Source organism: Mycobacterium sp. NGS34 (assembly GCF_059812845.1).
Map to the genome: position 1 here is coordinate 1 of NZ_JCALDM010000026.1, position 26520 is coordinate 26520.

The 26520-nt window shown below is 64.1% G+C and carries 22 protein-coding genes and 4 pseudogenes; 18 read left to right on the forward strand and 8 right to left on the reverse strand.

Going from position 1 to position 26520, the window contains the following annotated elements:
• Positions 1-328 precede the first annotated feature (328 nt).
• Positions 329-475 carry a hypothetical protein gene (locus tag AC5Y7V_RS30120; RefSeq protein ID WP_499883662.1) on the reverse strand — a complete coding sequence of 49 codons (147 nt, stop codon included), beginning with the start codon at positions 473-475 and terminating at the stop codon, positions 329-331.
• A gap of 518 nt (positions 476-993) precedes the next feature.
• On the opposite strand from AC5Y7V_RS30120, the gene lpqS (AC5Y7V_RS30125) reads away from it, so the two are divergent.
• The 12 genes from lpqS (AC5Y7V_RS30125) to AC5Y7V_RS30180 all read left to right on the forward strand — a co-directional run bounded on the left by lpqS (AC5Y7V_RS30125) (position 994) and on the right by AC5Y7V_RS30180 (position 14671).
• Positions 994-1569, forward strand: coding sequence for a putative copper homeostasis (lipo)protein LpqS (gene lpqS / locus AC5Y7V_RS30125; RefSeq protein WP_499883673.1), 576 nt, complete (start codon positions 994-996; stop codon positions 1567-1569).
• A gap of 442 nt (positions 1570-2011) precedes the next feature.
• Positions 2012-3073 (forward strand): PPE family protein, encoded by a 1062-nt coding sequence (locus AC5Y7V_RS30130; RefSeq protein ID WP_499883663.1) that lies wholly within the window; start codon positions 2012-2014, stop codon positions 3071-3073.
• Between the two features lie 343 nt (positions 3074-3416).
• On the forward strand, positions 3417-4088 hold the full coding sequence (locus tag AC5Y7V_RS30135; RefSeq protein ID WP_499883664.1) for a cation efflux transmembrane domain-containing protein: 672 nt from the start codon (positions 3417-3419) through the stop codon (positions 4086-4088).
• A 104-nt stretch (positions 4089-4192) separates the two neighbouring features.
• Complete coding sequence (locus tag AC5Y7V_RS30140; protein WP_499883674.1) at positions 4193-5155, forward strand: cation diffusion facilitator family transporter; 963 nt, start codon at positions 4193-4195, stop codon at positions 5153-5155.
• A gap of 427 nt (positions 5156-5582) precedes the next feature.
• A complete protein-coding gene (locus tag AC5Y7V_RS30145) occupies positions 5583-6251 on the forward strand; it encodes a YoaK family protein (protein ID WP_499883675.1) in 669 nt (222 codons plus the stop codon).
• 258 nt (positions 6252-6509) lie between these two features.
• The gene (locus AC5Y7V_RS30150; RefSeq protein ID WP_085165381.1) at positions 6510-6791 is read left to right on the forward strand and encodes a DUF1490 family protein; all 282 of its coding nucleotides are present in this window, start codon (positions 6510-6512) and stop codon (positions 6789-6791) included.
• A gap of 9 nt (positions 6792-6800) precedes the next feature.
• Positions 6801-9056: a manganese-exporting P-type ATPase CtpC gene (gene ctpC / locus AC5Y7V_RS30155; RefSeq protein ID WP_499883665.1), complete on the forward strand. Its 2256-nt coding sequence runs from the start codon at positions 6801-6803 to the stop codon at positions 9054-9056.
• Between the two features lie 60 nt (positions 9057-9116).
• Positions 9117-9812, forward strand: a complete 696-nt coding sequence (gene trhA / locus AC5Y7V_RS30160) for a PAQR family membrane homeostasis protein TrhA (protein WP_499883666.1) — start codon at positions 9117-9119, stop codon at positions 9810-9812.
• A gap of 814 nt (positions 9813-10626) precedes the next feature.
• Positions 10627-11529 (forward strand): cation diffusion facilitator family transporter, encoded by a 903-nt coding sequence (locus AC5Y7V_RS30165; protein ID WP_499883676.1) that lies wholly within the window; start codon positions 10627-10629, stop codon positions 11527-11529.
• Between the two features lie 233 nt (positions 11530-11762).
• Entirely contained in the window at positions 11763-12143 is a 381-nt protein-coding gene (gene lpqS, locus AC5Y7V_RS30170) for a putative copper homeostasis (lipo)protein LpqS (protein ID WP_499883667.1), read from the forward strand.
• A 177-nt stretch (positions 12144-12320) separates the two neighbouring features.
• Positions 12321-13394, forward strand: coding sequence for a PLP-dependent cysteine synthase family protein (locus AC5Y7V_RS30175; protein WP_499883677.1), 1074 nt, complete (start codon positions 12321-12323; stop codon positions 13392-13394).
• Positions 13394-14671 (forward strand): MFS transporter, encoded by a 1278-nt coding sequence (locus AC5Y7V_RS30180; protein ID WP_499883668.1) that lies wholly within the window; start codon positions 13394-13396, stop codon positions 14669-14671. Before AC5Y7V_RS30175 ends, AC5Y7V_RS30180 begins: the two co-directional genes overlap by 1 nt.
• 100 nt (positions 14672-14771) lie before the next feature.
• Here the strand turns inward: AC5Y7V_RS30180 and AC5Y7V_RS30185 are convergent, their stop codons facing one another.
• The gene (locus AC5Y7V_RS30185; RefSeq protein ID WP_499883681.1) at positions 14772-14912 is read right to left on the reverse strand and encodes a hypothetical protein; all 141 of its coding nucleotides are present in this window, start codon (positions 14910-14912) and stop codon (positions 14772-14774) included.
• Here AC5Y7V_RS30185 and lpqS (AC5Y7V_RS30190) point away from each other — a divergent pair.
• The 3 genes from lpqS (AC5Y7V_RS30190) to AC5Y7V_RS30200 all read left to right on the forward strand — a co-directional run bounded on the left by lpqS (AC5Y7V_RS30190) (position 14905) and on the right by AC5Y7V_RS30200 (position 17330).
• Positions 14905-15489 (forward strand): putative copper homeostasis (lipo)protein LpqS, encoded by a 585-nt coding sequence (gene lpqS / locus AC5Y7V_RS30190; RefSeq protein ID WP_499883678.1) that lies wholly within the window; start codon positions 14905-14907, stop codon positions 15487-15489. The genes AC5Y7V_RS30185 and lpqS (AC5Y7V_RS30190) overlap by 8 nt on opposite strands.
• A gap of 311 nt (positions 15490-15800) precedes the next feature.
• Positions 15801-16100 (forward strand): PE family protein, encoded by a 300-nt coding sequence (locus tag AC5Y7V_RS30195; protein WP_499883669.1) that lies wholly within the window; start codon positions 15801-15803, stop codon positions 16098-16100.
• A gap of 9 nt (positions 16101-16109) precedes the next feature.
• Positions 16110-17330, forward strand: a complete 1221-nt coding sequence (locus tag AC5Y7V_RS30200; protein ID WP_499883670.1) for a PPE family protein — start codon at positions 16110-16112, stop codon at positions 17328-17330.
• Between the two features lie 336 nt (positions 17331-17666).
• Here AC5Y7V_RS30200 and AC5Y7V_RS30205 read toward each other — a convergent pair whose 3' ends face one another.
• The 4 genes and pseudogenes from AC5Y7V_RS30205 to AC5Y7V_RS30220 all read right to left on the reverse strand — a co-directional run bounded on the left by AC5Y7V_RS30205 (position 17667) and on the right by AC5Y7V_RS30220 (position 22336).
• Entirely contained in the window at positions 17667-19307 is a 1641-nt protein-coding gene (locus AC5Y7V_RS30205) for an NRAMP family divalent metal transporter (protein WP_499883679.1), read from the reverse strand.
• A 29-nt stretch (positions 19308-19336) separates the two neighbouring features.
• Entirely contained in the window at positions 19337-20689 is a 1353-nt protein-coding gene (locus AC5Y7V_RS30210; RefSeq protein ID WP_499883680.1) for a magnesium transporter MgtE N-terminal domain-containing protein, read from the reverse strand.
• Between the two features lie 255 nt (positions 20690-20944).
• Positions 20945-21354, reverse strand: a pseudogene (locus AC5Y7V_RS30215) (cadmium-transporting ATPase); the annotation flags it as partial.
• Positions 21355-21733: 379 nt separating this feature from the next.
• Entirely contained in the window at positions 21734-22336 is a 603-nt protein-coding gene (locus AC5Y7V_RS30220) for a methyltransferase family protein (RefSeq protein WP_499883671.1), read from the reverse strand.
• 247 nt (positions 22337-22583) lie between these two features.
• Here AC5Y7V_RS30220 and AC5Y7V_RS30225 point away from each other — a divergent pair, with 247 nt between their 5' ends.
• Positions 22584-22937 carry a TFIIB-type zinc ribbon-containing protein gene (locus tag AC5Y7V_RS30225; protein WP_141224788.1) on the forward strand — a complete coding sequence of 118 codons (354 nt, stop codon included), beginning with the start codon at positions 22584-22586 and terminating at the stop codon, positions 22935-22937.
• Positions 22938-23012: 75 nt separating this feature from the next.
• Positions 23013-23132: pseudogene (locus tag AC5Y7V_RS30230) on the forward strand (IS481 family transposase); the annotation flags it as partial.
• A 534-nt stretch (positions 23133-23666) separates the two neighbouring features.
• Here AC5Y7V_RS30230 and AC5Y7V_RS30235 read toward each other — a convergent pair.
• Positions 23667-24018, reverse strand: a pseudogene (locus AC5Y7V_RS30235) (DUF1275 family protein); the annotation flags it as partial.
• 64 nt (positions 24019-24082) lie between these two features.
• Here AC5Y7V_RS30235 and AC5Y7V_RS30240 point away from each other — a divergent pair.
• A pseudogene (locus tag AC5Y7V_RS30240) lies at positions 24083-25246 on the forward strand (IS3 family transposase).
• A gap of 682 nt (positions 25247-25928) precedes the next feature.
• On the opposite strand, the gene AC5Y7V_RS30245 reads toward AC5Y7V_RS30240, so the two are convergent.
• Positions 25929-26255: a DUF732 domain-containing protein gene (locus AC5Y7V_RS30245; protein ID WP_499883672.1), complete on the reverse strand. Its 327-nt coding sequence runs from the start codon at positions 26253-26255 to the stop codon at positions 25929-25931.
• Positions 26256-26520 lie beyond the last annotated feature (265 nt).

The window sequence follows — 26520 nt, forward strand, 5'->3', positions numbered from 1 at the left end:
ACCGTGCCGGATATCGATGCATTGATCATCAACCTCGCTGCTGCCCGGGAAGAGATTCTCCGCTTAGAATCTGCTTAGCTGACATCAAGACGGCTCGCTGTCAACCTGGTCGCGACTAGACAACGAACATGCGGCATGCGGCCAAAACCCTGCCGCGAAAAGCGCCAGCGCGTACAGCTTGGAGACTGTCTCTTTTGGGCCATAGCAGCGGGGCGACGAAGTGGGAGGCAGCCGACGGTCTGAGGACGGCGGTGATGGTCATCAAGCGACCCGGACAAGGCAAGAGGTAATAAGTTCATCGGTCGGCACAATGCCCGAAAGCCAGGTGCTAGCCAAGGTACGCCGAATTGTCAGGGTCATCCGTGCGCTTCACCAGGAACAGCACCAGGATGGTTTGCGATTGCCCTTTGGCCAGTCGGGCGCGCACGGTATGGGCCATCGTTATCGACGTATTGGCGTCGGTGACGGAGTCCACGACGCGTGATTGAAGGCGAAAATTCGATCGGCCGTATGGAGCCGCCGCTTGCGTGGGATCGCTACGCCGGCCTGCAGTCGCCTCGGGTTGTCGGTTGCATGGGACTCGCATTTGGAGTGCACGGGTCGGGTGGACGCGATCGCGCCCGATAAATGCCGGCACGATCACCTCGAGCAACGGCTGTTCGAAAATAGTATTGCGCTGCATATGGGCCAGCGGACATCGATTTTCGTTATCCGCTGGTTGAGGCGGCGATCCGCTCGACCGAACCGCGCCGGCGCAGCCGCGCCGTCTTCGGGTGGCAATTCACCGCGGACTGCTATGGCGGCCTGGATAATTCCGACACGTTGCCGAAGTACGAGCGTCGAGGCGGTCGACGTCGTCAGGCAAAACGGACCGGTGCGATCCAGCCGGACTACCCGTTGTCTCACCGCGCCACTCAGTCGCACGGTCAGTGCGTGCTTTCGACCGTGACCACGTCCTCGCCGGAACGAATGCCGACCGTGGTGGCAGTCAGGATGGCATGCTCTGCGGTCGGTGCAGTGACAGTGTGCCGCCGCTGGGGGCGGACCGAAGGCCCGGTGCGCGCCGGATCAGGACGACTGCGAGCGGGTTACAAAAAGGACACCAACGTTGCAGCATCGGACCTCGGCGTTGGAGAGGCTGCTACATTTGACGGCATTGTGCGCACCAACCTACTTCGACGGCCATTGCTGGGATGGGCCATTGCCATCGCAGCGGCAGTTTGGCTGCTGGGCGGCAACGCCGAGCACGCGTGGCATGCGGCTATCACGGTTGATTCGGCCCATGGGTGGGCCAGCGCGGCTAGTAGTCCATTGGCCGTTAATGCAGATCACACGCATTGCGGTACGGGGTTGTCGCCGTGGTGTCCCGAGTCGGCGGCAGTGGCCGACCTATCCCGCTCGGCGAGTCCACTTCTTATCCTGGGAGTTCTCGGGGCGGTAGCGACCAGCAGTGTTTCGCGCTTCGGCTTGGACCGCGCCCAGCAGACCCTGCGGGGTCCGCCGCGCGGGCCCGCCACGCTCATCACTGGTCACGACCTGTTGACACGGTTGTGCCTCGCACGGCGCTGATGTATCAGCGTCAGATCGTTCGACGCTGAACCTCTCCGGTGCCGTGCCCGTTCAACGGTTACGCGGTATCGCCGGAATCGGTCGCCGACGTGCAAAACACGTTGAGTCCCGCTCGAATTGGACTGCGTCGAGTCATCTGACATACGCGCCTACTGCGCAGCCGTGTAATCGGCCGCACTGAAATCACTGAAGCGACCCCGCCAGGGGTTTAGCGCTTCGCTGGAAAGCCTATGTCGTTCAGGAGAACTCAATGACTTATCACGCCGTCGAACCCGCATCGTCAACCGCAGCTCCCCTTATGAATAGGAGCCCCCTACGGGGTTTACATTCGAACCACCGAGCAGCTTCAGGTGTGTGGGTGGTTCTCGGTGCTTCCAGCATCCCCTCACAGATGATCGCCACAGCTAGAACTGCGGTCCGCTGAGCTGCCGGGGACTGTGACATGGATTTTGGAGCGTTAGCACCGGAGATCAATTCCGCCAAACTGTATCTGGGTTCGGGTCCGGGACCGATGTTGATCGCCGCCGGCGCGTGGGACGTGCTTGCCGACGCACTGCATTCGGCGGCTGCCTCTGTCGGGGCGGTGATTTCTGAGCTGGCTGATGATTGCTGGCGTGGTCCGGCGTCGGCGTCGATGGAGGACGCGACCGCGCCCTACCTCACATGGTTGAGCAGCACTGCGGCTCAGGCGGAACACACGGCGACCCAGGCCCGCGCGGCAGCGATTGCCTACGAAACGGCACTGGCAACGACCGTTTCACCCCAGGTGATTGCCGCCAACCGCAGCCACTTGAGCTCGCTGCTGAGAACAAACGTCCTGGGTCAGAACGCACCGGATATCGCAGTCACCGAGGCAGATTACGGCCAGATGTGGGCGCAGAATGCCGATGCGATGTACCGGTATGCGCGCAGCTCGGCCCTCGCCGCGCAGCTCGACGCGTTCGTTGCTCCTCGGGTCGGATTACCGGCCGCCACAAGGCAAGGCTGCGCCGACGGCGAGTCATCATCGATGCCCATGTCAGCCATGGTTGGCGCCGATTCGCGTGTGCTCTGCGCCGTGCCTGGCGTGCTGGAGCAGCTCGCATCGCCAGCCGGCTCGTCGGCGGCGAGCCCGGATCCCGCGACGGTGAGCTTTGCTACGGATCAAACGGATTCCTCAGAGCCGGGCTCGGCCTGCACGGCGTTGTCATCAGTGGTCTCGCGACTGATCGCGGCGCTAGCCGGAAGTGCGGCGTTGGAGGGCTCACAGACTAAGGGCCGACCGGTGTCGGTGCGGGCATGGTTCGCTGGCTCCCGTGCGGTCGGGAGGCACCGACTGAGCCGGCGCGGCGATCGTGGCGAGGTAGTTACCACGAACTCCGGCGCAGCGGCCATCGTGGGGAGGTTGTCGGTACCGCAGACGTGGCGTTCCACCGCGATGCCGGGGTGCGCTGAGACCGGTTGTGGAGCAACGAAATTCATCCTCCCCAGCGAAGTACCCGCCATGACCGGGCGCTGGAGCTAGCCATGGCCGATCATCTGCAAACCACGATCCCGAACCCCGTCACTGTCGCGGGTTGCCCATTTGCGACGAAAACCGCATACCGCAGCCGATTTTCAGGCGTTGGACGGTCGCAAAAACCTCAGGCGGTGCATTGGCATCAGCTGCGTAGACCGGCCCCGAGGGCGTCGGCAACGCCAAATATCCGCACTCTGGCACCACCCAGCGGCAGCCAGGCCCGCGTCGGGGAATTCGTCGGGGCACCGCCAGGTGCGCGCGCACCGGGGATGACCCCTGGGTGTATCAACGCGCTCAGCGTGCGCATCGGGCGGGCGTTATGACACAGAGTGAATCGGAACAGCGGCCCATGACTGTGGAAGCGAGCGGTTGCGCCACAACGACTATCGTCGCGGCGGCCACGACACGTTTTCGCGACGCACAGTGGCACCGGGCCGCCCGGTCGGCGCGATGGCTAGCGTTGGTCAGCTTGGTGTTTGTAGTCGTCGATGGGGGGGTCGCGCTGTGGCAGGGCGTGTCAGTAGGTTCTATCGCACTGAGCGCGTGGGCGCTGGGCAGCGCGCCTGAGGCGATGGCCAGCCTCATCGTGATCTGGCGGTTCAGCGGCTGGCGCACCCTATCCGACACGGCCGAGCTGCGCGCCCAACGCGGCGTGGCGGTGTCGTTTTGGCTCAGCGCCCCCTACATCACCGCAGAATCCGTGCATCACCTGCTGCGGGAGCACGTAGCACACGCCTCGGTAATCGGTCTCGTGGTGGCCGTAGCCGCAGTCGTGCAGATGCCGCTGCTGGGACGCGCGCAGCACAAACTCGGCGCGGCGTTGGGATCTGCCGCCACGATCGGCAAAGGCATGCAGAATTACTTGTGCGCCGCGCAGGCGGCCGGGGTTTTGCTGGGTTTGGCAGCCACCTTTATATGGCGCGGCGGGTGGTGGTTAGACCCCGCCGTCGGGCTGGGTATCGCCGGGATCGCGGTTTGGCAAGGTGCCCGGTCGTGGCGCGGTGAGGCGTGCGGGTGCTGAGACACAACGCGGGTGAACACTGCCGAAACACTCGACCACACTATTGCTCATATCAGGATATACGCATACGTTACGGTCATGCGTCGGGTAATGGGGGCATGACGATGAGCGGAGGCCACAGCCACACACACGGCAACACCTCGGCAGATTCCGACCGGCGGTGGCTCGCTGGCGCGTTCGCGGTCATCGCGACGTTCATGCTGGGCGAAGTGGCGGTAGGTGTCGTGGCGGGCTCGTTGGCGTTGCTCTCCGACGCGGCGCACATGCTCACCGATGCCGCCTCGATCGCGCTGGCGCTGTGGGCCGTTAGGTTGGCTGCGCGTCCGGCGGCGGGGAGGATGACCTACGGGTGGCGGCGGGTGGAGATCTTGTCTGCGCAGGCCAACGGCGTCACTTTGCTTGTGCTGGCGGGCTGGCTGGGCTATGAGGCGGTCAAGCGATTGGTGCACCCGCCGCAGGTCACCGGCACTCTAGTGTTGGTCACCGCGCTGGTTGGTGTGGTTGTCAACGTGGCTGCGACGTGGATGATCAGCCGGGCAAACCGGTCCAGCCTGAATGTGGAAGGCGCATTTCAGCACGTCCTCAACGATCTATTTGCCTTTATCGCGACTGCTGTGGCGGGGGTGGTGATTGTGTTCACTGGGTTTGGGCGGGCGGACGCGATCGCCACGTTGGTCGTGGTGGCGCTGATGATCCGGGCTGGCGTCGGTTTAGTGCGCGCGGCGAGTCTCGTTTTCCTCGAGGCCGCGCCCAGCGGGATTGAACCAGACGTCATCGGTCAGGCGATGGCCAACCATGACTCGGTCGTTGAAGTCCACGACCTGCACGTCTGGGAAATCACCTCGGGCACACCTGCTCTGTCAGCACACGTGATCGTCGTCGCGGACCGCGACTGCCACGCCACTCGAAATGACCTGGCGCAGTTGCTGGCTCACGAATATGGCATCTCCCACACCACCCTGCAGCTCGACCACGAAATATCCGAGATCGGCGAGCGTGGCGTGGGAGCAGCGTGCGCCCATTGCGACGACCCGCACGGCCCAACCCACCGCGCTGTTGACACATAACGCGCCACCAGAGAGTGCAACCCAACCAGAATCCTTGTCCAGCGCGCAGATAGGCCGACGCGAAGCCGCCGGAACAGCGGTTGTGCGCCACTTGCAAAGCCACGGTGAAGCGCCGATGCCGCTGGATTGGCCGTGCAGAGCATCCAGAAGCACCCGCGCAATTGCGGACGCATCGACTTGCAGCAACAACAAAACGGGGAGGACGGTCATTTCAATGGGCGATAACGAGATCGAAGACACGAAGCGCCGGCGCCAGTGCCGGAGCTGTGCGAGCCAAACCATTTCGCGGGCACGGCTCGCGGTGACCGTGCACCACTGCGCGGACTGCGGCGAGTTGCGGACCCTGGACTGGGCTGAACCTGACCCGCTGATCGACCCGGCCCCTGGACGGGACCAGCCTGCGACGCAAGCGCCTGCACGTGGTGCCATCATCACCCCTGAAACCCGGTTGTCATGGGTGCTGGCGGCGCTGGCGGGATTGATCGGGGCGGCGGCATTTACCCACTCGGCCGGTTATTTCGTCACGTTCATGACGGGCAACAGCGAGCGCGCCGTCTTAGGGTTCTTTCGCGATGAGCAATGGCTATCCATCGCCGCGGCTCTGGTATTGGCGTCGTTCGTCGCGGGCGTGGTGGTAGCTTCGCTGTGTCGACGACATTTCTGGCTCGACCATCCCCACGGCCCCACCGTGCTCACGGCGCTGTCGCTTCTGGTGGCTGCCGGCGTGGATATCGCCATCGACGGGTGGTCGACCAGCCAGGTTTCGTTCGTGCCTGTGCTGTTCGTCGCCTTTGGCATCGGTGCCTTAAACACCTCCTTCGTCACAGGCGGCGAGGTATCGATTCCTCTGAGCTACGTCACGGGCACGCTGGTCAAGATGGGCCAGGGTATCGAACGTCACATCAGCGGGGGCGCCGTGACGGAGTGGCTCGGATACTTCCTGCTGTGGTCGGCTTTTGTCACCGGCGCTGTCTTCGGCGGCTGTATCAGCTTGGTCGTCAGCGGGTCCCAGATGGTGGCGATCGCAGCACTTGTGTGCACAATCGCCAGCGGTTACACCCATTTCCACACCGACCGTCGCGCCCTGCGCGAGTAAACCACCCTCAGGTGTCTGCGCCGATCTAGCGGGCGCCGGTCCACCGTAACGGTGGCCGAGCCGCCGGATTCGCCGCAGAAAGGACCTCAAAACAGCCGTGTCGCCGATCGCCCTGCGCACGTCGCGGATTCACTCGCACGCACCAAGCGCCGAAGCACACAGGATATTCATAAATAAGTAGCAATATATTGATGCTACAATCAGTGTCTATTAGCAGAACCAGATGCTCGATACGAGCCGGCAACGAGGAGGGCAAAGATGCTTCCGCACGCGCTACTAGGCAAGGCCGCTGCGGCGGTGGTCACCGGACTGGTGGGTGTGAGCGCCTACGAGGTTTTACGCAAGGTCGCTGGTGCGGCGCCGATCCGACGGACGACGGTTGCGGCGGCGGAGTTGAGCCTACGCGGAACACGCCGCGCTGAGGTAGCCGCGGAATCGGCCAGGCTGAAAATCGCCGACGTGGTCGCCGAGGCGCGCGAACGCATCGGCGAAGAGGCCGCCCCGCCAGCGGCCACCGCGAACCACGACCACGACCACTGATCGCTCGCCATGACCGTTGTCGAGGACACCGCCGCAGAGCTCCTTTCTGATGCGGCCGGGCGGATGCGGCTGTATGTGCCGTGGGTCCGTTCGGATTCGCGCCGCGCCGTCGCGGTCGAAGACGCGGTCGACAAACAGACCGGTGTGCGGGCGGTGCACGCCTATCCGCACACCGGGTCGGTCGTGGTGTGGTATTCCCCGCGACGTTGCGATCGATCGGCGATCATGGCGGCCATCTCCTCCGCTAGGCACGTGGCGGCCGAACTGATTGCCGCGCGCACACCGCGCTCGGCTGACCTGCGCAACACCGAGGTACTGCGTCTTGCGGTCGGCGGGCTGGCCCTAGCCCTGCTGGGCATCCGGCGCTATGGATTCAGGCGGCCGCCACTGCTGGGCACCAACGGCCAGCTTGTGGCCACCGGAGCCACGGTATTCATGGGCTATCCGTTCTTCCGCGGGGCGCTGCGTTCGCTTCGCTCTGGTCGCGCCGGCACCGACACGCTGGTAACGGTGGCGACGGTCGCCAGCATGGTGTTACGAGAGAACGTGGTCGCGCTCACGGTGTTGTGGCTGCTCAGTATCGGTGAGTACCTCCAGGATCTGACTCTGCGGCGCACCCGGCGCGCTATTGCAGATCTGTTGCGCGGCAGCGCCGACACCGCCTGGATCCGGGCCGCCGACGGCAGCGAGGTGCAGGTACCCATCGACACCCTGCAAATCGGCGACGAGATCGTGATCCACGATCACGTGGCGATCCCGGTTGACGGTGAGGTCCTCGATGGGGAGGGAGTAATCGACCAGTCCGCGATCACCGGGGAAACCCTGCCGGTGAGCATGGTCGTCGGCTCGCATGTGCACGCCGGATCGGTGGTGGTGCGTGGGCGCCTCGTGGTGCGCGCCAGCGCTGTTGGCGCTGAAACCACGATCGGGCGCATCATTTCCCGCGTCGAGGAGGCCCAACATGATCGGGCGCCGATACAAACAGTGGGTGAGAACTTCTCGCGCCGGTTTGTTCCGATCTCGTTCATCGTGTCCGCGGCCACTCTGGCGCTTACCGGGGATGTCCGGCGCGCCATGACGATGTTGTTGATCGCATGTCCGTGCGCGGTGGGGTTGTCGACTCCCACGGCGATCAGCGCCGCCATCGGCAATGGGGCTCGCCGGGGCATCTTGATCAAGGGTGGATCACATCTTGAGCAAGCGGGCCAGGTGAACGCCCTCGTGTTCGACAAGACCGGAACCCTGACCGTTGGACGGCCTGTTGTCACGAATATCGTTGCTTTCCATAAGGACTGGCAGCCCGAAGAGGTCCTTGCCTATGCGGCCAGCTCGGAGATCCACTCTCGGCATCCGTTGGCCGAAGCGGTGATCCGCTCGACCACCGAACGCCATATCACCATACCGCCGCATGAGCAATGCGAGGTGTTGGTTGGGCTGGGGATGCGGACCTGGGCTGATGGGCGGGTTCTGCTCTTGGGTAGCCCATCGCTGTTGCGCGCCGAAAAAGTCCGGGTATCGAAGAAGGCGACCGAGTGGGTCACAACGCTGCGCCGCCAAGCCGAGACTCCGCTGCTATTGGCCGTCGATGGCACACTGGTCGGCCTGATCAGCCTGCGCGACGAAATTCGGCCCGAGGCCGCCGAGGTACTAACGAAGCTGCGTAGCAAAGGAATTCGCCGCATCGTGATGCTCACCGGTGATCATCCCGACACCGCCGAGGTTGTCGCACGCGAGCTCGGAATTGACGAGTGGCGCGCTGAGGTGTTGCCCGAAGACAAACTCCAGGCGGTACGCCAACTTCAAGACGAAGGCTACGTCGTCGCAATGGTCGGCGACGGAGTCAACGACGCCCCGGCACTAGCCACTGCCGACATCGGAATCGCCATGGGTCTGGCCGGTACCGACGTCGCGGTGGAAACCGCCGACATCGCACTGGCCAACGACAACCTGCACCGTGTACTCGACGTACCCGACCTGGGAGCACGAGCCGTCACCGTCATCCGCCAGAACTACGGCATGTCCATCGCAGTCAACGCTGTTGGCCTGCTGGTGGGCGCCGGAGGCGCGCTGTCACCGGTATTGGCCGCGGTTTTGCACAATGCGTCCTCAGTGGCGGTGGTCACCAACAGCTCGCGACTCATCCGTTACCGCCTCATCAACGGCCAGTCGCCGACTACAAACGGGCGTGTGCCAACACCACTCGAAACAGGTCCCAACAAGAACGATTCGCCGATTCCCGCCATGCCTGACGGCACCAGTCACTGATCGGCGCGCACAGCAGCACCGAACCTTATGGTTAATTCCGGTACGAGTCGGGGAAGGCTTATGAACTACTACGCCGATTCGTTGCGCCAAGCGCGGGCGTCAGGGCCTGCGGATGGTCTGGCCAAGCCGCGGTTGCGTGGCTGGATCCACCTCTACTGCGCCGTCGCGGCAGTCATTGCTGGTGCGGCACTGGTCGCGGTGTCGTGGGCGGTGGCATCACAGCGAGCCGGGCAGGCGACGCTGGCCTACACCGTGGCGATCGTGGCGATGTTCTCCGTTAGTGCCGCTTATCACCGCGTCAACTGGGGGTCGGCGACGGCTAGGACGTGGATGAGGCGGCTTGACCACTCGATGATCTTTGTGTTCATCGCCGGCAGCTACACACCGTTCGCCAGGCTGGCGATGCCGCACGCGACCGAGCATACGGTGCTGGCGATAGTGTGGGGCGGCGCGCTGGCCGGAGTCGCCCTGACGCTGTTCTGGCCTGCCGCACCGCGCTGGGCCGGGGTGCCGCTCTATCTGGTGCTGGGCTGGGTGGCCACCGCCTACACGGGCACCATTCTGCAAAACGCCGGGCTGGCCGCAGTCGTCCTACTATTTGTCGGCGGCGCGTTCTACAGCATCGGCGGCATTTTCTACGCGATCCGCTGGCCTGACCCGTGGCCAAGGACCTTCGGCTATCACGAGTCCTTCCATGCACTCACCGCGCTCGCGGCGATCTGCCACTACGTGGCCATGTGGTTTGCCGTTTTCTAGAGATAATTGCGCCCGCAAATTACTCGACCCGGGTTTGGCGCCAGAAGACCTATTGATCCCAACAGATCCCAGTGGCGCCCATCGATCTGCGTAGCCCGGCATCTGCGTACGACTGCACTATCGCCCGTGCGCGATCCTGCCCCGGAACCGATCACCCGATGAGCGGCCTCGACGCTGTATTCGGTTGTGAAAGACCGGCGGGTTCGGGACGGGTGACATCTTTCCAGCGAGGCCGTTCATCCCGCTATCTCGTGGCCACCGTTGAGGGGCGCCTCTTAGGCGCCAACCCTATGCAGGCCCGTGACATTCGTAGGTTTGCATACATGGTTGGTTAACCTCGTGGCCAATGAGTGCCGTTAGCCTCGGGGTATTGATCGCTACAGCCGGTCGAGGAGGACGGTGAACGGCAACTGCGGACCGACGGAGACAAGGGAATCGAGTCTGCTGTCTGCCGGGTGGGTCGCGCAGATGCAGTGCGTGCAGCGACTTGGGTGGCGATCGATTAGTGCACCGGCTGCGGCGGCATACTTCCCGGTCGGGGGGAACTTGAGCGGCTCATCGAGGCCGAGGGCAAGTTCTTGCGCCGCCGTGCCGCAACAGTCGGGCTCTTCCGCCCCGCAGTACTCAGCTCAGGCGGGGCATGTCGAGCGGTCCTGTCGGGGAGGCTTTTTGGGCGGGTCGTTCGGTGAGGGCAATGGTGTGGGTTACTGGGGAGGTTATCGTGGCGCGCACCACTAGCCACCAAGCCAAGCCGGGGCCCGCGGCCGATGTCGGGGGCGGCGCACACCACCATGGCCATGATCACGGGCATGAGATGTCGGCGGACGCAGACCGCAGGTGGCTGGCAATCGCGCTGGGCCTGATAGTGGGGTTCATGGCGGCCGAGGTGTTCGTCGGGCTTGTCGCCAATTCGCTGGCGTTGATCTCTGATGCGGGCCATATGTTTACCGACGCGGCCTCGATCGCGTTGGCGCTGACCGCGATTCGGCTGGCTCGCCGTCCGGCGCAGGGCCGCTACACTTACGGGTTCGAGCGGGTCGAGATCCTCTGCGCGCAGGCCAACGGGATTTCCCTGCTGCTGCTGGCGGTGTGGTTCCTTTACGAAGGGGTGCGCCGGCTAGTCACCCCGCCGCCGGTTGCCGGGCCGCTGGTGTTAATTACTGCGGTGATTGGGATTATCGTGAACATCGCTGCCACGTGGGCGATCAGCCGCGCCAACCGCAGCAGCTTGAACGTTGAGGGAGCTTTTCAGCACATCCTCAATGACTTGTATGCCTTCATCGCAACCGCCATCGCCGGTGCGGTGGTGTGGCTGACCGGTTTTACCGGCGCCGACGCAATCGCCGCACTGGTGGTTGCAGGGTTGATGGTCCGCGCTGGATGGGGCCTGGTCGGCAAGTCGGGGCAGGTCTTTTTAGAGGCGGCCCCCGTGCATCTGGACCCAGCCCAGATTGGCGCCCGGTTGGTGGCAATACCGCAGGTAGGCGAGGTTCACGACCTGCATGTGTGGCAGATCAGCTCGGGTCAGCCGCCGCTATCGGCGCATATTCTCGTCGCTGACGACGCCGACTGTCACGCGGTCCGCGCATCCGTCGAAACGCTGCTCCACCACGAGTTCGGGCTTGAGCACACCACTTTGCAAGTCGACCACGCTTCCGATGTCCGCGCCAGCGGCGAGCACTGCGCTGCATCACACGGGCCGGTGCACCGTCGGTGATGCTGGGAACCAGCGTGGCCAAACCAAGCCGGTGGCCGGGCTCTTGCCTCGGGGCTTCGGCGTCGCCTGGGCGCGGGCATGGTGGTGGTCGCATCCTGGTTTCGAGACTGCATAGGGGACAGCCATATTGCACGTTAGCCGGTTGGTGTCGGGCCGGCAGCGCGGCGCGCTCGTACCATCTCGACTTTGTGAAAGGCACATGGTCACCGCGACAGTTGCGATCCGTGATGGCCATGGCCGCCATCGCCATAGCCAGCGCAATGTGGGTGCTCGTCATCGGCGGGCATTCTCAACCGCGGCGCGAATCATTTGTATCTGATTCGCCGCCCATGATGGTCATGTCCGGGGGTAATGCATTCACGATCAGCGCCGACCATCCACGTCTTGTTGACGGCGACTCATCGGGCAAACATCCTGAGGCGCTTGCTGCCGCAGTGTTGCCGAATTCGTCGTCGACCGCCTTGGCTGCGCTGGGCGTCGTGGTGGCAGTGGTCGCAGTCACGGCTTGGCTCGCTCAACAACTGGTGCGGTCCGGGCGCGGCCCCCCATGTGGGCTGGCTACCGCACTTGCCGGTCGAGATCTGTTGACCAGGTTCTGTCTGGCTCGTCGCTGAGTGGTCAGCGTCAGGCCGTTGTGCATCGCACGACGGCCGGCGATCGCTGCCCATGTCAATGGCCGCGGGCTGGGTCGCGGCTGCACCGCAGAAAGCGACGATCCTGTGAACAACAACGTTGTCCTGTCCAACAACACCCGCACGCATGATCTGTCCGTCGACAGCCGCGAACCACACGTGGTGTGCCGCCCCTGCTCGGGGACCCACCACCAGCCCGACGGGTTGGTGGGCAACACCCCGGTACTGCGGATCTCCGCACCGCTGACGGGGGCCGGGCGCGGATTTTGGGCCAAGCTGGAAGGTTTCAACCCCGGCGGCAGCATGAAAGACCGGCCCGCGGTGCACATGGTGCAGCGGGCGCGCGTTCGCGGCGAACTGCGCCCGGGAGCCCGCATCGTGGAATCCACCAGTGGATCGCTCGGGTTAGGGCTAACCCTGGCCGGCATGGTGTATCGGCACCCGGTGACCGTGGTCACCGACCCGGGCATGGAACCCATCGTGCAAAACATGCTGCGCGCCTACGGCGCCGAGGTCGATCTGGTGACCGAGGCGCACCGGACTGGGGGCTGGCAGCAAGCCCGCAAAGACCGTATCGCGCAGCTGCTGGCCGCTGATCCTGATGCGTGGTGCCCCAATCAGTACAACAACCCCGACAACGTCGACGCCTACCGGCCGCTGGCCCTGGAGCTGGTCAACCAGCTCGGGCGTATCGACGTGCTGGTGTGCTCGGTGGGCACCGGCGGCCACTCGGCCGGGATAGCACGCGTACTGCGCCAGGCCAATCCCGACGTGCAGGTGATCGGGGTGGACACCATCGGCTCGACCATTTTCGGTCAACCCGCGACGAGCCGACTGATGCGCGGGCTGGGCTCGAGCATCTACCCCCGCAACGTCGACTATCCGGTGTTTAGCGAGGTGCATTGGGTGGCCCCGGCCGAAGCCGTCTGGGCGGCCCGTGCCCTGGCGGCCACCCATTACGCCAGCGGCGGCTGGAGTGTGGGTGCGGTTGCCCTGGTCGCGGGTTGGGTCGCGCGCACCATGTCGGCGGATACCACCGTCGCCGCGGTCTTTCCCGACGGCCCGCAACGCTATTTCGACACCATCTACAACGACGACTACTGCCGCCATCACCGCCTGCTCGATCACCTTCCTTCCGACGAGCCGGCCACGATTGAGGACCCGACCCACCAGGTGGTGCAGTCCTGGACGCGGTGCACCACCGTCGTCGACCCGGCCGGAGCGCTGCGCTAATGGCGTTGTTTGCGCAATTCCGCGGTTTCGACCGGCCCGCCCGGATCCTGATGATCAACCAGTTCGGCATCAACGTGGGTTTCTACATGTTGATGCCGTACCTGGCGGCCTACCTCGCCGGCCCGCTCGGGCTGGCGGGGTGGGCCATCGGACTGGTCCTGGGGGTGCGCAACTTCTCCCAGCAGGGCATGTTCGTCGTGGGCGGCACCCTGGCCGACCGGATCGGCTACAAGCCCTTAATCGTGGCAGGCTGCCTGCTTCGCACCGGCGGATTCGCCTTACTGGTTGTGGCGCACTCGTTACCGGCCGTGTTGATCGCCTCAGCGGCCACCGGGTTCGCCGCCGCGTTGTTCAACCCGGCAGTGCGCGCCTATCTGGCCGCTGATTCTGGTGGTCGCCGCGTCGAAGCGTTCGCGGTGTTCAACATCTTCTATCAGGCCGGGATTCTGCTGGGCCCGCTGATCGGAGTCATGCTGGTGGCCATCGACTTCCGCGTCACCGCAGCAGGCGCGGCCGCGGTCTTCGCGGCGTTGACGGTGGCGCAGTTACTGGCGCTGCCGCAGCACAGCCCCGATCCGGCACCGCAGCCGACATCGGTCCTCGATGACTGGCGAGTGGTCATCGCCAACCGACCGTTTTTGCTGTTCGCCGCGGCCATGATCGGGTCCTACGTGCTGTCTTTCCAGGTCTACCTCGCCCTTCCGCTGCAGGCGTCGATCCTTTCGAAGCGCTATCAATCACTGTTAGTGGCAGGGGTTTTCGTCGTTTCGGGTCTGGTCGCCGTCGCCGGACAGCTGCGCATTACTGGCTGGTTGGCCGCCCGCTGGGGGGCGGCGCGCAGCCTGGCCATCGGCGTGGCGATCCTGGCGGCCTCGTTTTTGCCGCTGGCAGTCATCCCCGACAGTTCCCGGCTCGGGATCGTTGGGGGGGCCGCCGCGCTGCTGCTCTCGGCGGCCATGCTCGCCGTGGGCTCGGCCGCGGTGTTCCCGTTCGAGATGGACACCGTCATGGCGCTGGCCGGGGGACGGCTCGCGGCCACCCACTACGGGTTTTACAACACCATCGTCGGGGTGGGGATTCTTGCCGGCAACCTGGGTACCGGCTGGCTCCTGGGTGCAGCGCGACAGCTCGGCGTCAGCCAACTCGTATGGGCAGGACTGATTCTCGTTGGCCTCATCGCCGCTCTGGGCCTCTACCAACTCGACCACGGTCACCATCTGGATACTCAATGCGCGATGCAAATCCAGCATGGCCAACCAGCGAAACCTCGGCCATGAAGCAGGCGCCCCACCGGACCAACTCGAACATTGGCCCCCCGATGCCCGTCGCTGGCGATGGCGTCGAACCCATGGTGGTTGGCGTGTACCTCGACAGCTCTTATACCCAGAGCGGGTCGCTGACCCCGTTGCCATCACTCCCGCCGCTGATCGCCAACGCGGTCGAGTTGACGCGCGCGTCGGCGCGCGGCGTGATAGGCGTCATCGCATGCGCGTTAGCGTTCAACGCGTCGATGACCACCCCGCGCGGGGCTCTTCCGAACCGCGCCAACACGCGGTTACCTCATGCCGGTAACAGGTACAGGCGCGCCGATTCCCGATGCGTCCAGCCGCTTCATACACCGTCTCGTCTGAACGGCGGACTACCGCATAGGTGCTACCATCGGAGCATTGTGGGGTTGAACCGCGACGCACCCCTACCGCTACGGTCAAGAACCGTAGTAGCCGTGGCAGTTGTCGCCATGGCGCTCACCGTGTGGGTGTTGGCCATACTGTCCCACTTCGGGTCGTTGCAACCCGAATCCGCTGCGCCGCGCCCCTCGCTGACAGTGCTGGGCGATGGGTTCACGGCCAGCATCGGTGCCCCACAGCTTATCGATGACTCATTAACCGCGTGCCACTACGCGTTCTCGAACGCCGTGTTGCCAAAGTCGTCGTCCACCACTTTGACCGCACTAGGCGTCGTTGTGGCAGTGGTCGCCGTCGCGGGTTGGCTGGCGCCGCGTGCGGTGGCGGCTGGGCGGGGTCCGCCGTGTGGGCCCGCCGCTTTCCTCACCGGTCAAGATCTGTTGACGCGGTTGTGCGTTGCCCGTCGCTGATCGGTCAGCGTCAGCCCGTTTCGCTATGCCACGACGGCCGGTGATCGCTGCGCCCGTTGACCGCCGCGCTGTGTCGCGGCTCGGATGTAGAAACGACGAGTCATGCCCCGGCCCTGCGCTGCTCCCCGACGCCGGTAAGCGCCACTTCGTGTGACGTCTGGCCCGGATAGGTATCGCCGGTCGCACACATAGTCGGCGGCGCCGCGCTGTAGAACCCAAGCAGTGTTCGGTTTTCGCCGAGTCAGCCGAATCGGGCAGTGCCCCAGATGAACTCATCCCTAGATCTTCAAAACTCTCGGAACGGAAAGCCCATGTCCTTCGTGACCACCAAGCCCGACATCCTGGCGTCGGCGACCAGCAACTTAGCAGGCATCGGTTCGGCGATCAGCGCCGCAGACGCGACAGCGGCCACCCCGACCATTGGGTTGATTGCCGCCGCGACCGACGAGGTATCGGCAATGACAGCGGTGCAGTTCGCCGCGTACGCGAGCCTGCTTTCGCCGGTGAGCACCCAAGCCGCCACGATTCACGACCAGTTCGTGGGTGCGATGGGCGTTGGTGCCGGCTCATATGCGGCAACCAAGGCCGCCAACGCGACCGCAGCCAGCTAAGGAGTAGCAATGGATTTCGGGGCACTACCGCCGGAGATCAACTCCGCCAGAATGTATTTCGGTCCCGGTGCGGGACCGCTGCTGGCGGCCGCGGCGAGCTGGGACGGGCTGGCCGCCGAGGTGCGGTGCGCGGCAACGTCTTACACCTCGGTGATCTCAGGTCTAGCCGGCGGACCGTGGCTGGGACCAGCGTGCGCGGCGATGGTGACCGCGGCCGCACCCTATGTGGCGTGGCTGAACAGCACCGCCGCGCACGCAGAGCAGACAGCGGCGCAGTCCAGAGCCGCGGCCGGCGCTTACGAAGCGGCATTCGCGATGACGGTGCCACCGCCGGTGATCGCGGCCAACCGGGCCTTGTTGATGTCGTTGATCGCAACAAACATCCTAGGTCAGAACACCCCGGCGATCGCGGCCACCGAAGCACACTACGGCGAGATGTGGGCCCAGGATGGCGCCGCGATGTATGGCTACGCCGCCTCGTCGGCGGCGGCGTCGTCATTGACCCCGTTCACCCCGCCGCAGCCGTCCACCAACCCGGCCGGAGTAGTTGCGCAGGGCACCGCCGTCGCCCAAACCGCCGGCACCTCAGCCGCGACGAACACACAAGCGGTCCTCTCACAAGTGATTTCGGCGGTACCCAGGGCACTGCAGCAGCTTGCCTCGCCGATGTCGCCTCCCTCGTCCACATCGTCTTTGCCGTCGCTGAGCTCGGCACTGAACTCGGTAAATCCAGCCCTGTCCAGTACAAGTCAGGTCGCGTGGATATCGGCTGGGCTGCTGTCGAACGCGAGCAAGATGCAGGAGCTGATGCCGGCCGTCAGCTCGTCCTCCGCCACGGCATCGGGATCGGGTCTGACGGGCAGCCTCGCTTCAGGCCTGGCAGGCGGGCTTGGTTCGGGAACGCTGGGATCAGCAGGTCTGAACGCGTCAGCTGCCGGCGGCAGTGGTGCGGCTGTGTCTGCGGGTCTGGGCCGGGCCACGTCGATCGGGGCATTGTCGATACCGCAGAGTTGGGCCGCGGCCACCCCGACGATCAGCCCCGCGGCCACGGTGCTGTCAGGCAGCGGCCTAGGCGCTGTCCCCGACGCCGCCGGCGGCCCGGGAGGAATGTTGGGTGGTGTGCCTTTGGCCGCGGGTGGGGCCGGGCGCGGCGGGGCAACTGGTCTGGTGCCCGACGCCCGCTTCCTGCAACGCCCGCCCATGCTGCCGAGCTGGCCAACCGTCGGATAACCGAAGACATCTCACGAAGCCAACAGTCAAACCGCGAGGGGCAGAGGAGGTGGAAACGCCTGGTGTCTGTTTGGAGCTGGCCGGTTGCAGCCGGTGAGGCACTTGGCCGAGGAACTTGCTGATCAAGTTTCGTTGCGTGGACGTAACCGTCCCTGTGATACCCCATTGCCAGGCGAGGACGCGCGCACCACGCAGCTCCGGGCCAGCGGCCGCCCATAGCCACCAACCGCATGTGTCAACTGCGGGATAAGGACGGTCACACCACCCCACGATTTCACTAGGCAGGTCCGGGTGGACCGCTTTTCTCGATGGCATGGCCAGCGCCGGCAATGATGGTTAGGTGCGACCGAGTTCGATGGCTTTGACCACCAGCAGGATTGCGCTGACGACGAGATACCCGCGCAGTGCCACCATGCCCAGCTTTGTGCCCGTCGACCACTGGACCGGTGCGAGCAGCGTCAGAGGCGGCATTCGCCATGTGCTCCGGTCGGCACTCGGTAGTGCGCGTGAGATCGGTTCGGGCTCGCCCGATTGCGGTTCTCGGCGGGCAAGCAACCGCAGAACCGAGATCGCGGCTATAGCGAGCAAGACAAGTCCGGTAGCAAGGTGGCCGGTGAAATCGACGATGTCGAGGCGGGGAAACAGCGTGCTGGCCATCAGTATCCCCGACAGCAGCAGCAGGACACCGACGATGAGGCCGGCCACCGCGTTGAGCCACGGTCGATTCACCCACGGTCCCAAGACTTCTCGATCATTGCACAGCAGCAGTAAAAAGACCGTGGCGCTGGGCAGCAACAGCCCGGCCAGGGCTTGCACGGCGGTGGTGATCAAACCCAGCGGTGCGCCGGGGATCAACACGATCACCGCCGCGAGCATCACCATGGCGGTGTAGGAGAAGTAGAATTGTTTGGCGTCGGAAAAGCCGCGGTGCAGCGAGTGTTTGAGACCCAACACGTCGCCGAATGCATAGCTGGTAGCCAGCGTTACCGCGGCCGCGCCGAGGATGGATGCGTCGAGCAACACAATCGCGAACAACGAGCCCAGGGTTTTATCGTAATCGCCGAGCAGACGGGCGACAGTACCGGCGTCGACGAACCCGCCGCGGCTATTGGTAGCGCGCGCCGCCCAGTCGCCGGTGATGATTAGTGCTGCCGCTCCGATCACCACCACACAGGCACCCAGTGTGGTGTCGCTGCGTTCGTAGCCGATGAAGCGCGGCGTGATGCGCTTATCGACGACGTTGGACTGCTGGAAGAACAGCTGCCATGGGGCGACCGTGGTGCCGACGATGGCGATGATCAGCAGCACCCCGTTCGAGGTGACTCCGCCCGACACCGCAGGGACGATGAGCGACGTGGCCGCGCGTTCCCAATCCGGATGTGACATCAACAACATGGGGATCTGCAGCAAGGTGATGATGACGAACACGAACATGGCGCGTTCCCAGCGTCGGAAGCTGCCGGTGGCCATGATCGCGATGAGCGTGATCGCAGCGGTCGGCACGACCGCGTACTTGGAGACGCCGAAGTAGTTGGCCGCCAACGTGATTCCGATGAATTCGGTGACCAGTGTGAGGAAGTTCAGCAGGAACAGATCCCCCACCGAGAACCAGCCCCAGCCGCGGCCGAAGCGTTCGTTAATCAGCCGGGCATGGCCTACTCCGGTGACCGCTCCGAGTCGGACCACCATCTCCTGGTTGACGATCAGCACCGGAATCAACAGCAGCAGCACCCACAGCAGGCTGTAACCGTGGTTCTGTCCTGCCTGCACGTAGGTCGCCACACCGCCGGCGTCGTTGTCGCCGACCATGACGATCAAGCCGGGGCCGATGATCACCAGCAAGGTCGCCAGGCGGGCCTTCAGGGTGCGCGGACGCTCCGTTTCGCTGATCCTGATCCGTCCCAGCGCACCTTCGATGTCGCCCAGGTGCGCGCTGTCGAGCACTGCGACGCCACGCAGCGCCGTTGCCTGCGACACCTTGTCGACCGAAGCGCTGCCCTTGGTGCTCACGGCTGATCACCGCCGCCGCCGCTGGTCCATGCCGAGTCGTCGGTGGCGGCGACGCCGCTGATCTCGCGCATCGGGTGGGGGGCGGGTTCTCGTCGACGCCAGTCTTCAGGGATGATGGCCTCGAGCACATCATCGACGGTGACGACGCCTAAAACCCGATCTTGGTCGTCCACGACGGGAATGGTGTACAGGTTGTAGTCGGCCATAAGCAGCGCGACGTCGGTCAGATCGGCATCTGCGCTCACCAGGACCGGGTCGCAATCCATCAGCGCTGCAACAGAGTCCGCCGCATCAGCCTGCAACAGCGTTATCACCGACACCACGCCGGCCAGCTGCCCATGTTCGTTGAGGACGTGCATCTTGAGCAGCGCCTCGGGCTGCAAGCCTTGAGCGCCAGCGATGATGGCAAGCGCCTCACCCGCTGTCGCCTCTGCTCGACACGAAACGATGTCGACGTTCATCAGGCCACCGGCGCTGTCGGGATTGAACCCCATTAGCGTGATCACCTTGGTGCGCTGCGGTGCCGGCATCAGGTCCAGAACTGCCCCGCGCCGAGACTGACGCAGATCGACGATCGCGTCGGCGGCGTCGTCGGCGCGCATCCGCCCAAGCAGGGCAGCGACGTCGGGGTCGGACATGTCGTCGAGCAGCCGACTGGCCTTGTCGGGGTCAAGCTCCTCGAAAACGTCGGCTTCCAGTTCCGGGTCGCTACGCACCTGGCCGAGGATGTCGCCGCCCTCAACCGTGTCAGCGTCTTCGAGCATGTCAGCGATTTGCGCGGGCTTGAGCATCCGCACCCGGCCGGACACCAAGCGCACCGCCAGCGACCCGACGTCACCGATCAACGGTTCGAACGCCTTCCAGTCGCGAGCGGGATGGCCGCCGGGCGTCTTCAGCAATCCGAAAAACCGGGGCGGACGGCGGGTGTCCAGATGCACCAGCACCCAGCCGTCTGCACGGTGTTCGAGTTCAACATCATAGGCGCGCAACAATTCGCCCGCGGCAACGTCGATCAACCGATGCCCGAGCACGTCGCGCTGCAACAGCACCTCACCCTCGCGACGTTCGAACCGCCGCAGGTCAACCTCGTTGGTCCTCAGCGTTATCCGGGCCGGTCCATAACGCTGAACCGATCCGCTCCCGACAAACACCCGCCGACCACCGACTCCGACCACGATCCCGGTCACCAGCGGGTAGGTATCTGCTCCTCGCAGCCGGACAATGATGTCCTCAACCCGGCCCACCACCTCGCCTGACCGCGTCTCTACCGGTGCCCGCAACAACTCAGACAGATGAATCGACGCCGACCCGACACCGGCAGCATCGCGCTCGCTCGGTGAGTTGCACATCGCAGTCCCTCCCTCAACACACCAGGGTGTGCCGACCGAGTCCGACCACACCGAAAACCAGACACAGCTGGACCGCGATCAGCGACATGAACTATCCCTCAAAAACGAACCAAATATTAATACATAGCAATGTCCGCATGCAAATAGATTGCGAAGGATTTTGAGCCGGCTCGCCTTGGCTGAGGACATCCCGACGGTAGTGACCTCGTGCTCCAACAGGGGGCAGGCGGGTCGGTGGCCCCGGCGAACCGCGGATTATGTCGGTGGTCGCACTGGCCGACCCGCCGCGGCAATGGCCGTCGCATCGTTGCCTCGAGTCGTAACGCGCTCGGGTGTCTTGGGTTGCCCCGCAAGCGCTTTGATACATCCGGTGCGCACGCCCTTGCCGATGACGAGCACCTCGGTGAGCTCGTGCACGAGCACCACCGCGGCCAAGCCGAGGGTTCCGAAACAACGCCCGCGGCATCAGCACGGTGATGATGGTCAGGGATAGTCCGACGTTTTGCAGCATGATCTGCCAGGAGCAGCGGCGTGATGTAGTGTTTGGCGCAGGTGACGCAGATCTGGGTCCATCAGGGTGACATCGCGGTTTCGCTGGCGACATCGGTTCCCATGGCGCCCATCGCGATTCCCAGGTCTGCGGCGGCCAGGGCCAACGCGTCGTCTCAAGTTGTAGCAGCGAGCACGTCGTGACACTGCTCGCGATCGGGACTGGCTTGCGACGGACGGCCCCCACCCCACCATCGAGCCGCGGTCGGAGTTCATCGATGATGCGGCTAGACATCTCGTAGGCGGCGGCCCGGATGTGTGCTCGGAGATCGCTTGTGAGAGGTGAGCACGCCGCTTGTGAGACGTGCGCGAGTCTCGTCAATCAACCACACGCCGGCACGCCGTTCCCGTCACCGCGCCCGCCGCAGGTGGGGTCGGCCACGCGACAACCAACTTCGCGTCCACACGCGTCGACCCTTACCGCACCGGGCGATTCCGCTGGAAAACTCGTGGGACTGCCTCCACAAACGAGGTAGCCTCACCGACTTCCCCACGTCAGGACAACCCGACCCGGGGAAGGAAGCGTCCGACCGTTGCAGTGTATTCGCGGTAATGCTGACCGTGCACGGCGCGAAGGTAGGGCTCTTCCACAACCCGGACCTGCACCTCAATCGCTGCGACCAGCAGCGCGAAGCCCGCGACCGCCAGCGGATTCGGAGTCATCAACACGATGCCCGCGGCAAAAATGAGCATCGCAGTGAAGATCGGGTTGCGCACGACTGCGAACACACCACGGCGCACCAATGTCGTTGTCTCGCTGGGATCGACCCCGATCCGCCAGGACTCGCCCATGTCGTTCTGCGCGTAGACGGTCGCGCCGCTGCCGGTCACCGCGAGCACTATCCCCGTTGTCTGTATCCAACTCGCGTTCAACACATCGAGCGGGGCAAGCACGCCGGCCAATTGAAGCAGCGGCGCCGTGACACCGGTGACGATAGCCGCGACGAACCCTGTGCCGGCGATCCATTCCAGCGATCCAGATCCGCGGCTGATACCGCGGAAGCCGGCCGATCCGGTCGTGCGCCACTGCCGCCAACTGCGCCACCCAAATCCGAGCGCCGCGAACACCAGATAGAGCACAACCGCAGCGACAGCCATCACCGATTCCTTACCCCGAATATGAGTAGCAGATCAAAACATTGGGATCTATGTATGCGAAAGCCGAGTTGTCGCCGGATGGCGTCTTGGGTGAGGTCGCCACCCGAGCCGACATATCCTTCCGCTGTGGTTCATGGGCCCCGGCTTGTTCGGCAACGAACCCAAACCCAGCAACATTCACATATGCGCATTCTTGCATTTTACGCTAGGCTGGTGAACGATTGCAGTTCTAGTTGAGGAGGGCCACGTGAAAGACGAGCGCGGATCGACCGAGGCGAGGGAGTCGACGCTGTTGTGTCCTCGGTGTGTGTCGCAGATGTTGCCGGTGCAGCGGTTTGGGGTGACGATCGATCAGTGCACCGGCTGCGGCGGCATTTTCCTCGACCGGGGAGAACTTGAGCAGCTTTCCGAGGCCGAGGGCAAGTTTTACGCCGCCCAACAGCAACCCCAGCAACCGCCGCCGGGGGTGTACCCTGCCCAGCAGTACCCGCCGCAGCCGGGGTACATCGAAGGTCCCCGCCCGAGAGGCTTTCTGGGTGGGTTGTTCGGCGAAGGCTATTACGGTGGTCGCCACGGAGGATATCGTGGCGGGCACCACTAACCCCGGGCTTGGTGCCGGTGCCGCACCGCCAGCCCGGGCGACCGATGGTTGGTCATGATCACGGGCATGGGGTGTTGTGACGAATTCCCCACCTGGCTACACACCTATAATCACCGCGGCCACACCGCAATCGGGGGCCGCCCACCCGCCAGCTGCGTACCTAACCCGTCAGGTCAGTACAGCACTCAAGCCTGAGTTCGACCGGGCCGGCTCGGCCACACCGACATCCGGCTCAGCAGACCAGGCCGCCAGACCGGCGTTCGATTTCGAGACAAGAGTTGGCACCTCTCGTTCGGCTAGCACCTCAGGCCGTGTACCGCGAAGACTTAACGCCAGGCTTGTGAGACTTTGATGCCCCTCGTGCTGCAAATCCAACCGTGAACACTCACGCTAGTGCCATATCTGCATATCAGGCTTATCGTCTCCCCTTTGCAAACGAGTGCTAGTTCAGATGTATGGTGGTCGCACGCCGTGCATGAAGAATCCGGCACAGTCGCCCAGGCGCGATTGTGCCGGAATCATGGCGAGGTGATCAAAACCCTCTCCCCTTGTTCGGCCCAGGTGGCCGTGACTCATCCGCCCTAGACTCGCTGTAATACGTATATATCGCTATATCTATGAGCATTCTGGAGCTGTCCCAGCTGGGCGCAGCGCGCACTCGTGCGTATCGAACAGAGTTGCAGCACAACTGATTTACTGTAACGGACCCATGCAACTGTTCAGGGAAGGTCACGGGTACACCGTTGTGGCGGACCGCCCGCGTAGCAGGGCACGACGGTCGCTATGGAAATAGCCGTATGCCGCACACGATTGCGCAGATGACTGCCGCGACTAGGAGCATCTGGGATCCGCTGATTGGCAGGCTGATACAGCCACCGACAGCGGCACCAGCGATGAAACTGAACCAGAGCAGGAAGTAGCCCAGCCACTCTGTAACATCTGCGCCGCTGAGATGTCGCTCGATCCCCTGCCCCATTTTGACCAGTGTGCCGGTGACGTCGCTCAGTGGAACTGACACCTCTCCGCCCTTGATGAATGAGGTATTCAAAGCACCAATCCCAAACGCAACGAACGCTACTGGGTCCGCTGCACGGATAGGTGACAACCGAGATCGCTTGCCCTGGGTGGGCTGGAAGGATGTCACCATGGCAAGGCCGTATCCGAGAGAGTTCCGCGAGGACGTGGTCCGGGTCGCTCGCAATCGTGAGCACGGTGTGACGATCGAGCAGATCGCCGCCGATTTTGGCGTGCACCCGATGACGTTGACGAAATGGTTGCGTCAGGCCGACATCGACGACGGGGCGACATCGGGCAAGACGACCGGCGAGTCGGCCGAGCTTCGCGAGTTGCGTCGCCGAAACCGGTTGCTGGAGCAGGAAAATGAGGTTCTGCGCCGGGCCGCGGCGTATCTGTCGCAGTCCAACCTGCCGGGAAAAGGCTTTACCCGCTCGTGAAAGAGCTCGCCGCCGACGCAATCCCCGTCGCGGTGACGTGCCGGGTCACTCAAGCTCGCCCGCCAGCCCTACTACCGCTGGCTGGCCAACCCGATCACCGACGCTGAGCTCGCCGAGGCGTATCGCGCCAATGCCCTGTTTGATGCTCATCGCGACGACCCGGAGTTCGGCTACCGGTTCCTGGTCAACGAGGCCGCCGACGCCGGGGAGTCGATGGCAGAGCGCACTGCCTGGCGGATCTGCTCGACCAACGGTTGGTGGAGCGCGTTCGGAAAGAAGCGTGGCAAGAACGGCAGGCCCGGGCCGCCCGTGCACGATGATCTGGTGGAGCGGGACTTCACCGCCGATGGACCAAATCAATTGTGGCTCAGCGATATTACCGAACATCGTACTGGTGAAGGCAAGCTCTACGTGTGTGCGATCAAGGACGTGTTCTCCAACCGTATCGTCGGCTACAGCATCGACTCCCGGATGAAATCCCGACTGGCTACCCAAGCCCTGGCCAGTGCGGTCGCCCGCCGTGGTGACGTCGCTGGCTGCATCCTTCACGCGGACAGGGGTAGTCAATTTCGAAGCCGAAAATTCGCCCACGCACTGGGCCGCTACGACATGGCCGGGTCGATGGGGCGCGTCGGGGCGGCCGGTGACAACGCGGCCATGGAGAGCTTCTTTAGCTTGCTGCAGAAGAACGTCTTGGACCGCCGCCGCTGGGACACCCGCGAGCAGTTGCGCATCGCGATCGTCAGTTGGATCGAACGCACCTACCACCGGCGACGCCGACAGCTCGCTCTTCGCCGGTTGACCCCCATCGAATTCGAAGCAATCATGACCACACCGGCCAGTCAGGCCGCGTGACCGAAACTGTCACCTGATCGTGCAGCGGACCCACTGGAACGAACGAGACCTGATTGGTCGACCATCCGTCCACGACGATATCGACACCGGCGGCCACGCCGAGGGACACTGCCGTTAGCACGGTCGGGCCATGCGGGTGCGCCACCCAGAGGCGCCGTCGACATAATGACGGCATCACCACACCACCGATGACGGATGCCAAAAGCAGTGCAGCACCAATCGAAAGGCCTTGCTCCTTGCAAAAAATCCCACCACCGCGCGCTCACTGTTACCGGTCATGAAGGTGACAAAATAACCGGCCGAGTGGGGTAAATGCCGCCGCCCCGATTAACCCCGCCAACGCGGCCAATACCCAAGACAATCGTGCCTCCCGTGCGAAAACCACACGAAACAGGGCATCCCTATGGGGATTCCCCCGGCCCCGCCCCAGGAGCCGCGTCGGCGTCTACACCCCAGTCCAGGCTTACCGACTGTCCGCAGCCCGTGTACTCGTGAATGGTCACCGCGAACCGTGAAGGCGAAAGGACTTCGCTTTCGCAGCCCCGACACGTCGGTCGCGTGTCGCTGGCCTGATTAGTTCCGTTGTTGGCCATATGGATAACAAAATCTCCCCTTGCTCATGAACTGGCGCTCACGCCGTGGTCGAAGCTCCCGCGCCGCGCTCGGAATCCGAATTAGTCGCTCACCGCTGGTGTTGGGGGCAATAGGAAGCCACCGACGCGCCGACGAAATAGCCGGCTTGATGGGGTGCAAGGTCGGTGTTCTTTACCAGAGACAACACCACGACTAATCGTGATTGGCCCTGATCCAGTTCGGCGCACACGCTATGGGCCGCGGCAATCGCGGCGTCGCGGTTCGCAAAGACGATCCCGTGTTGCTCAAGTGCTCCGATGAAAGCGTCATCAGCGTCATCAGCCGACGCTGGCGCTGCCACGAGCAGCGAGCCGGCAGACACCAAGGCCACGCCGATCATCAACCACTGGCCACGATCTAGCTTCGGTTCAGCCATGGTTTTCCCCAGCGTTGCAGGTGGCCATCGGGCCACTCACGACGGTGGCTCTCATCAGCCACCTTGCAGGCAGTGCGCAGACCCATCCGATCTCTCGCCGGAGATGCGATAGGGCGCGCCCCGCGTTCGGGCACTGTTGACCGACGTCGCGCCCTAACATCCGCAGTCCTCGCCGCGCCACGATCGCAGGCCTTGCCAGAGCGCAGCCGCGGCAATGCCCAACCCGATGACAGGATCCAACCACCACCCACCCGACCACATGACG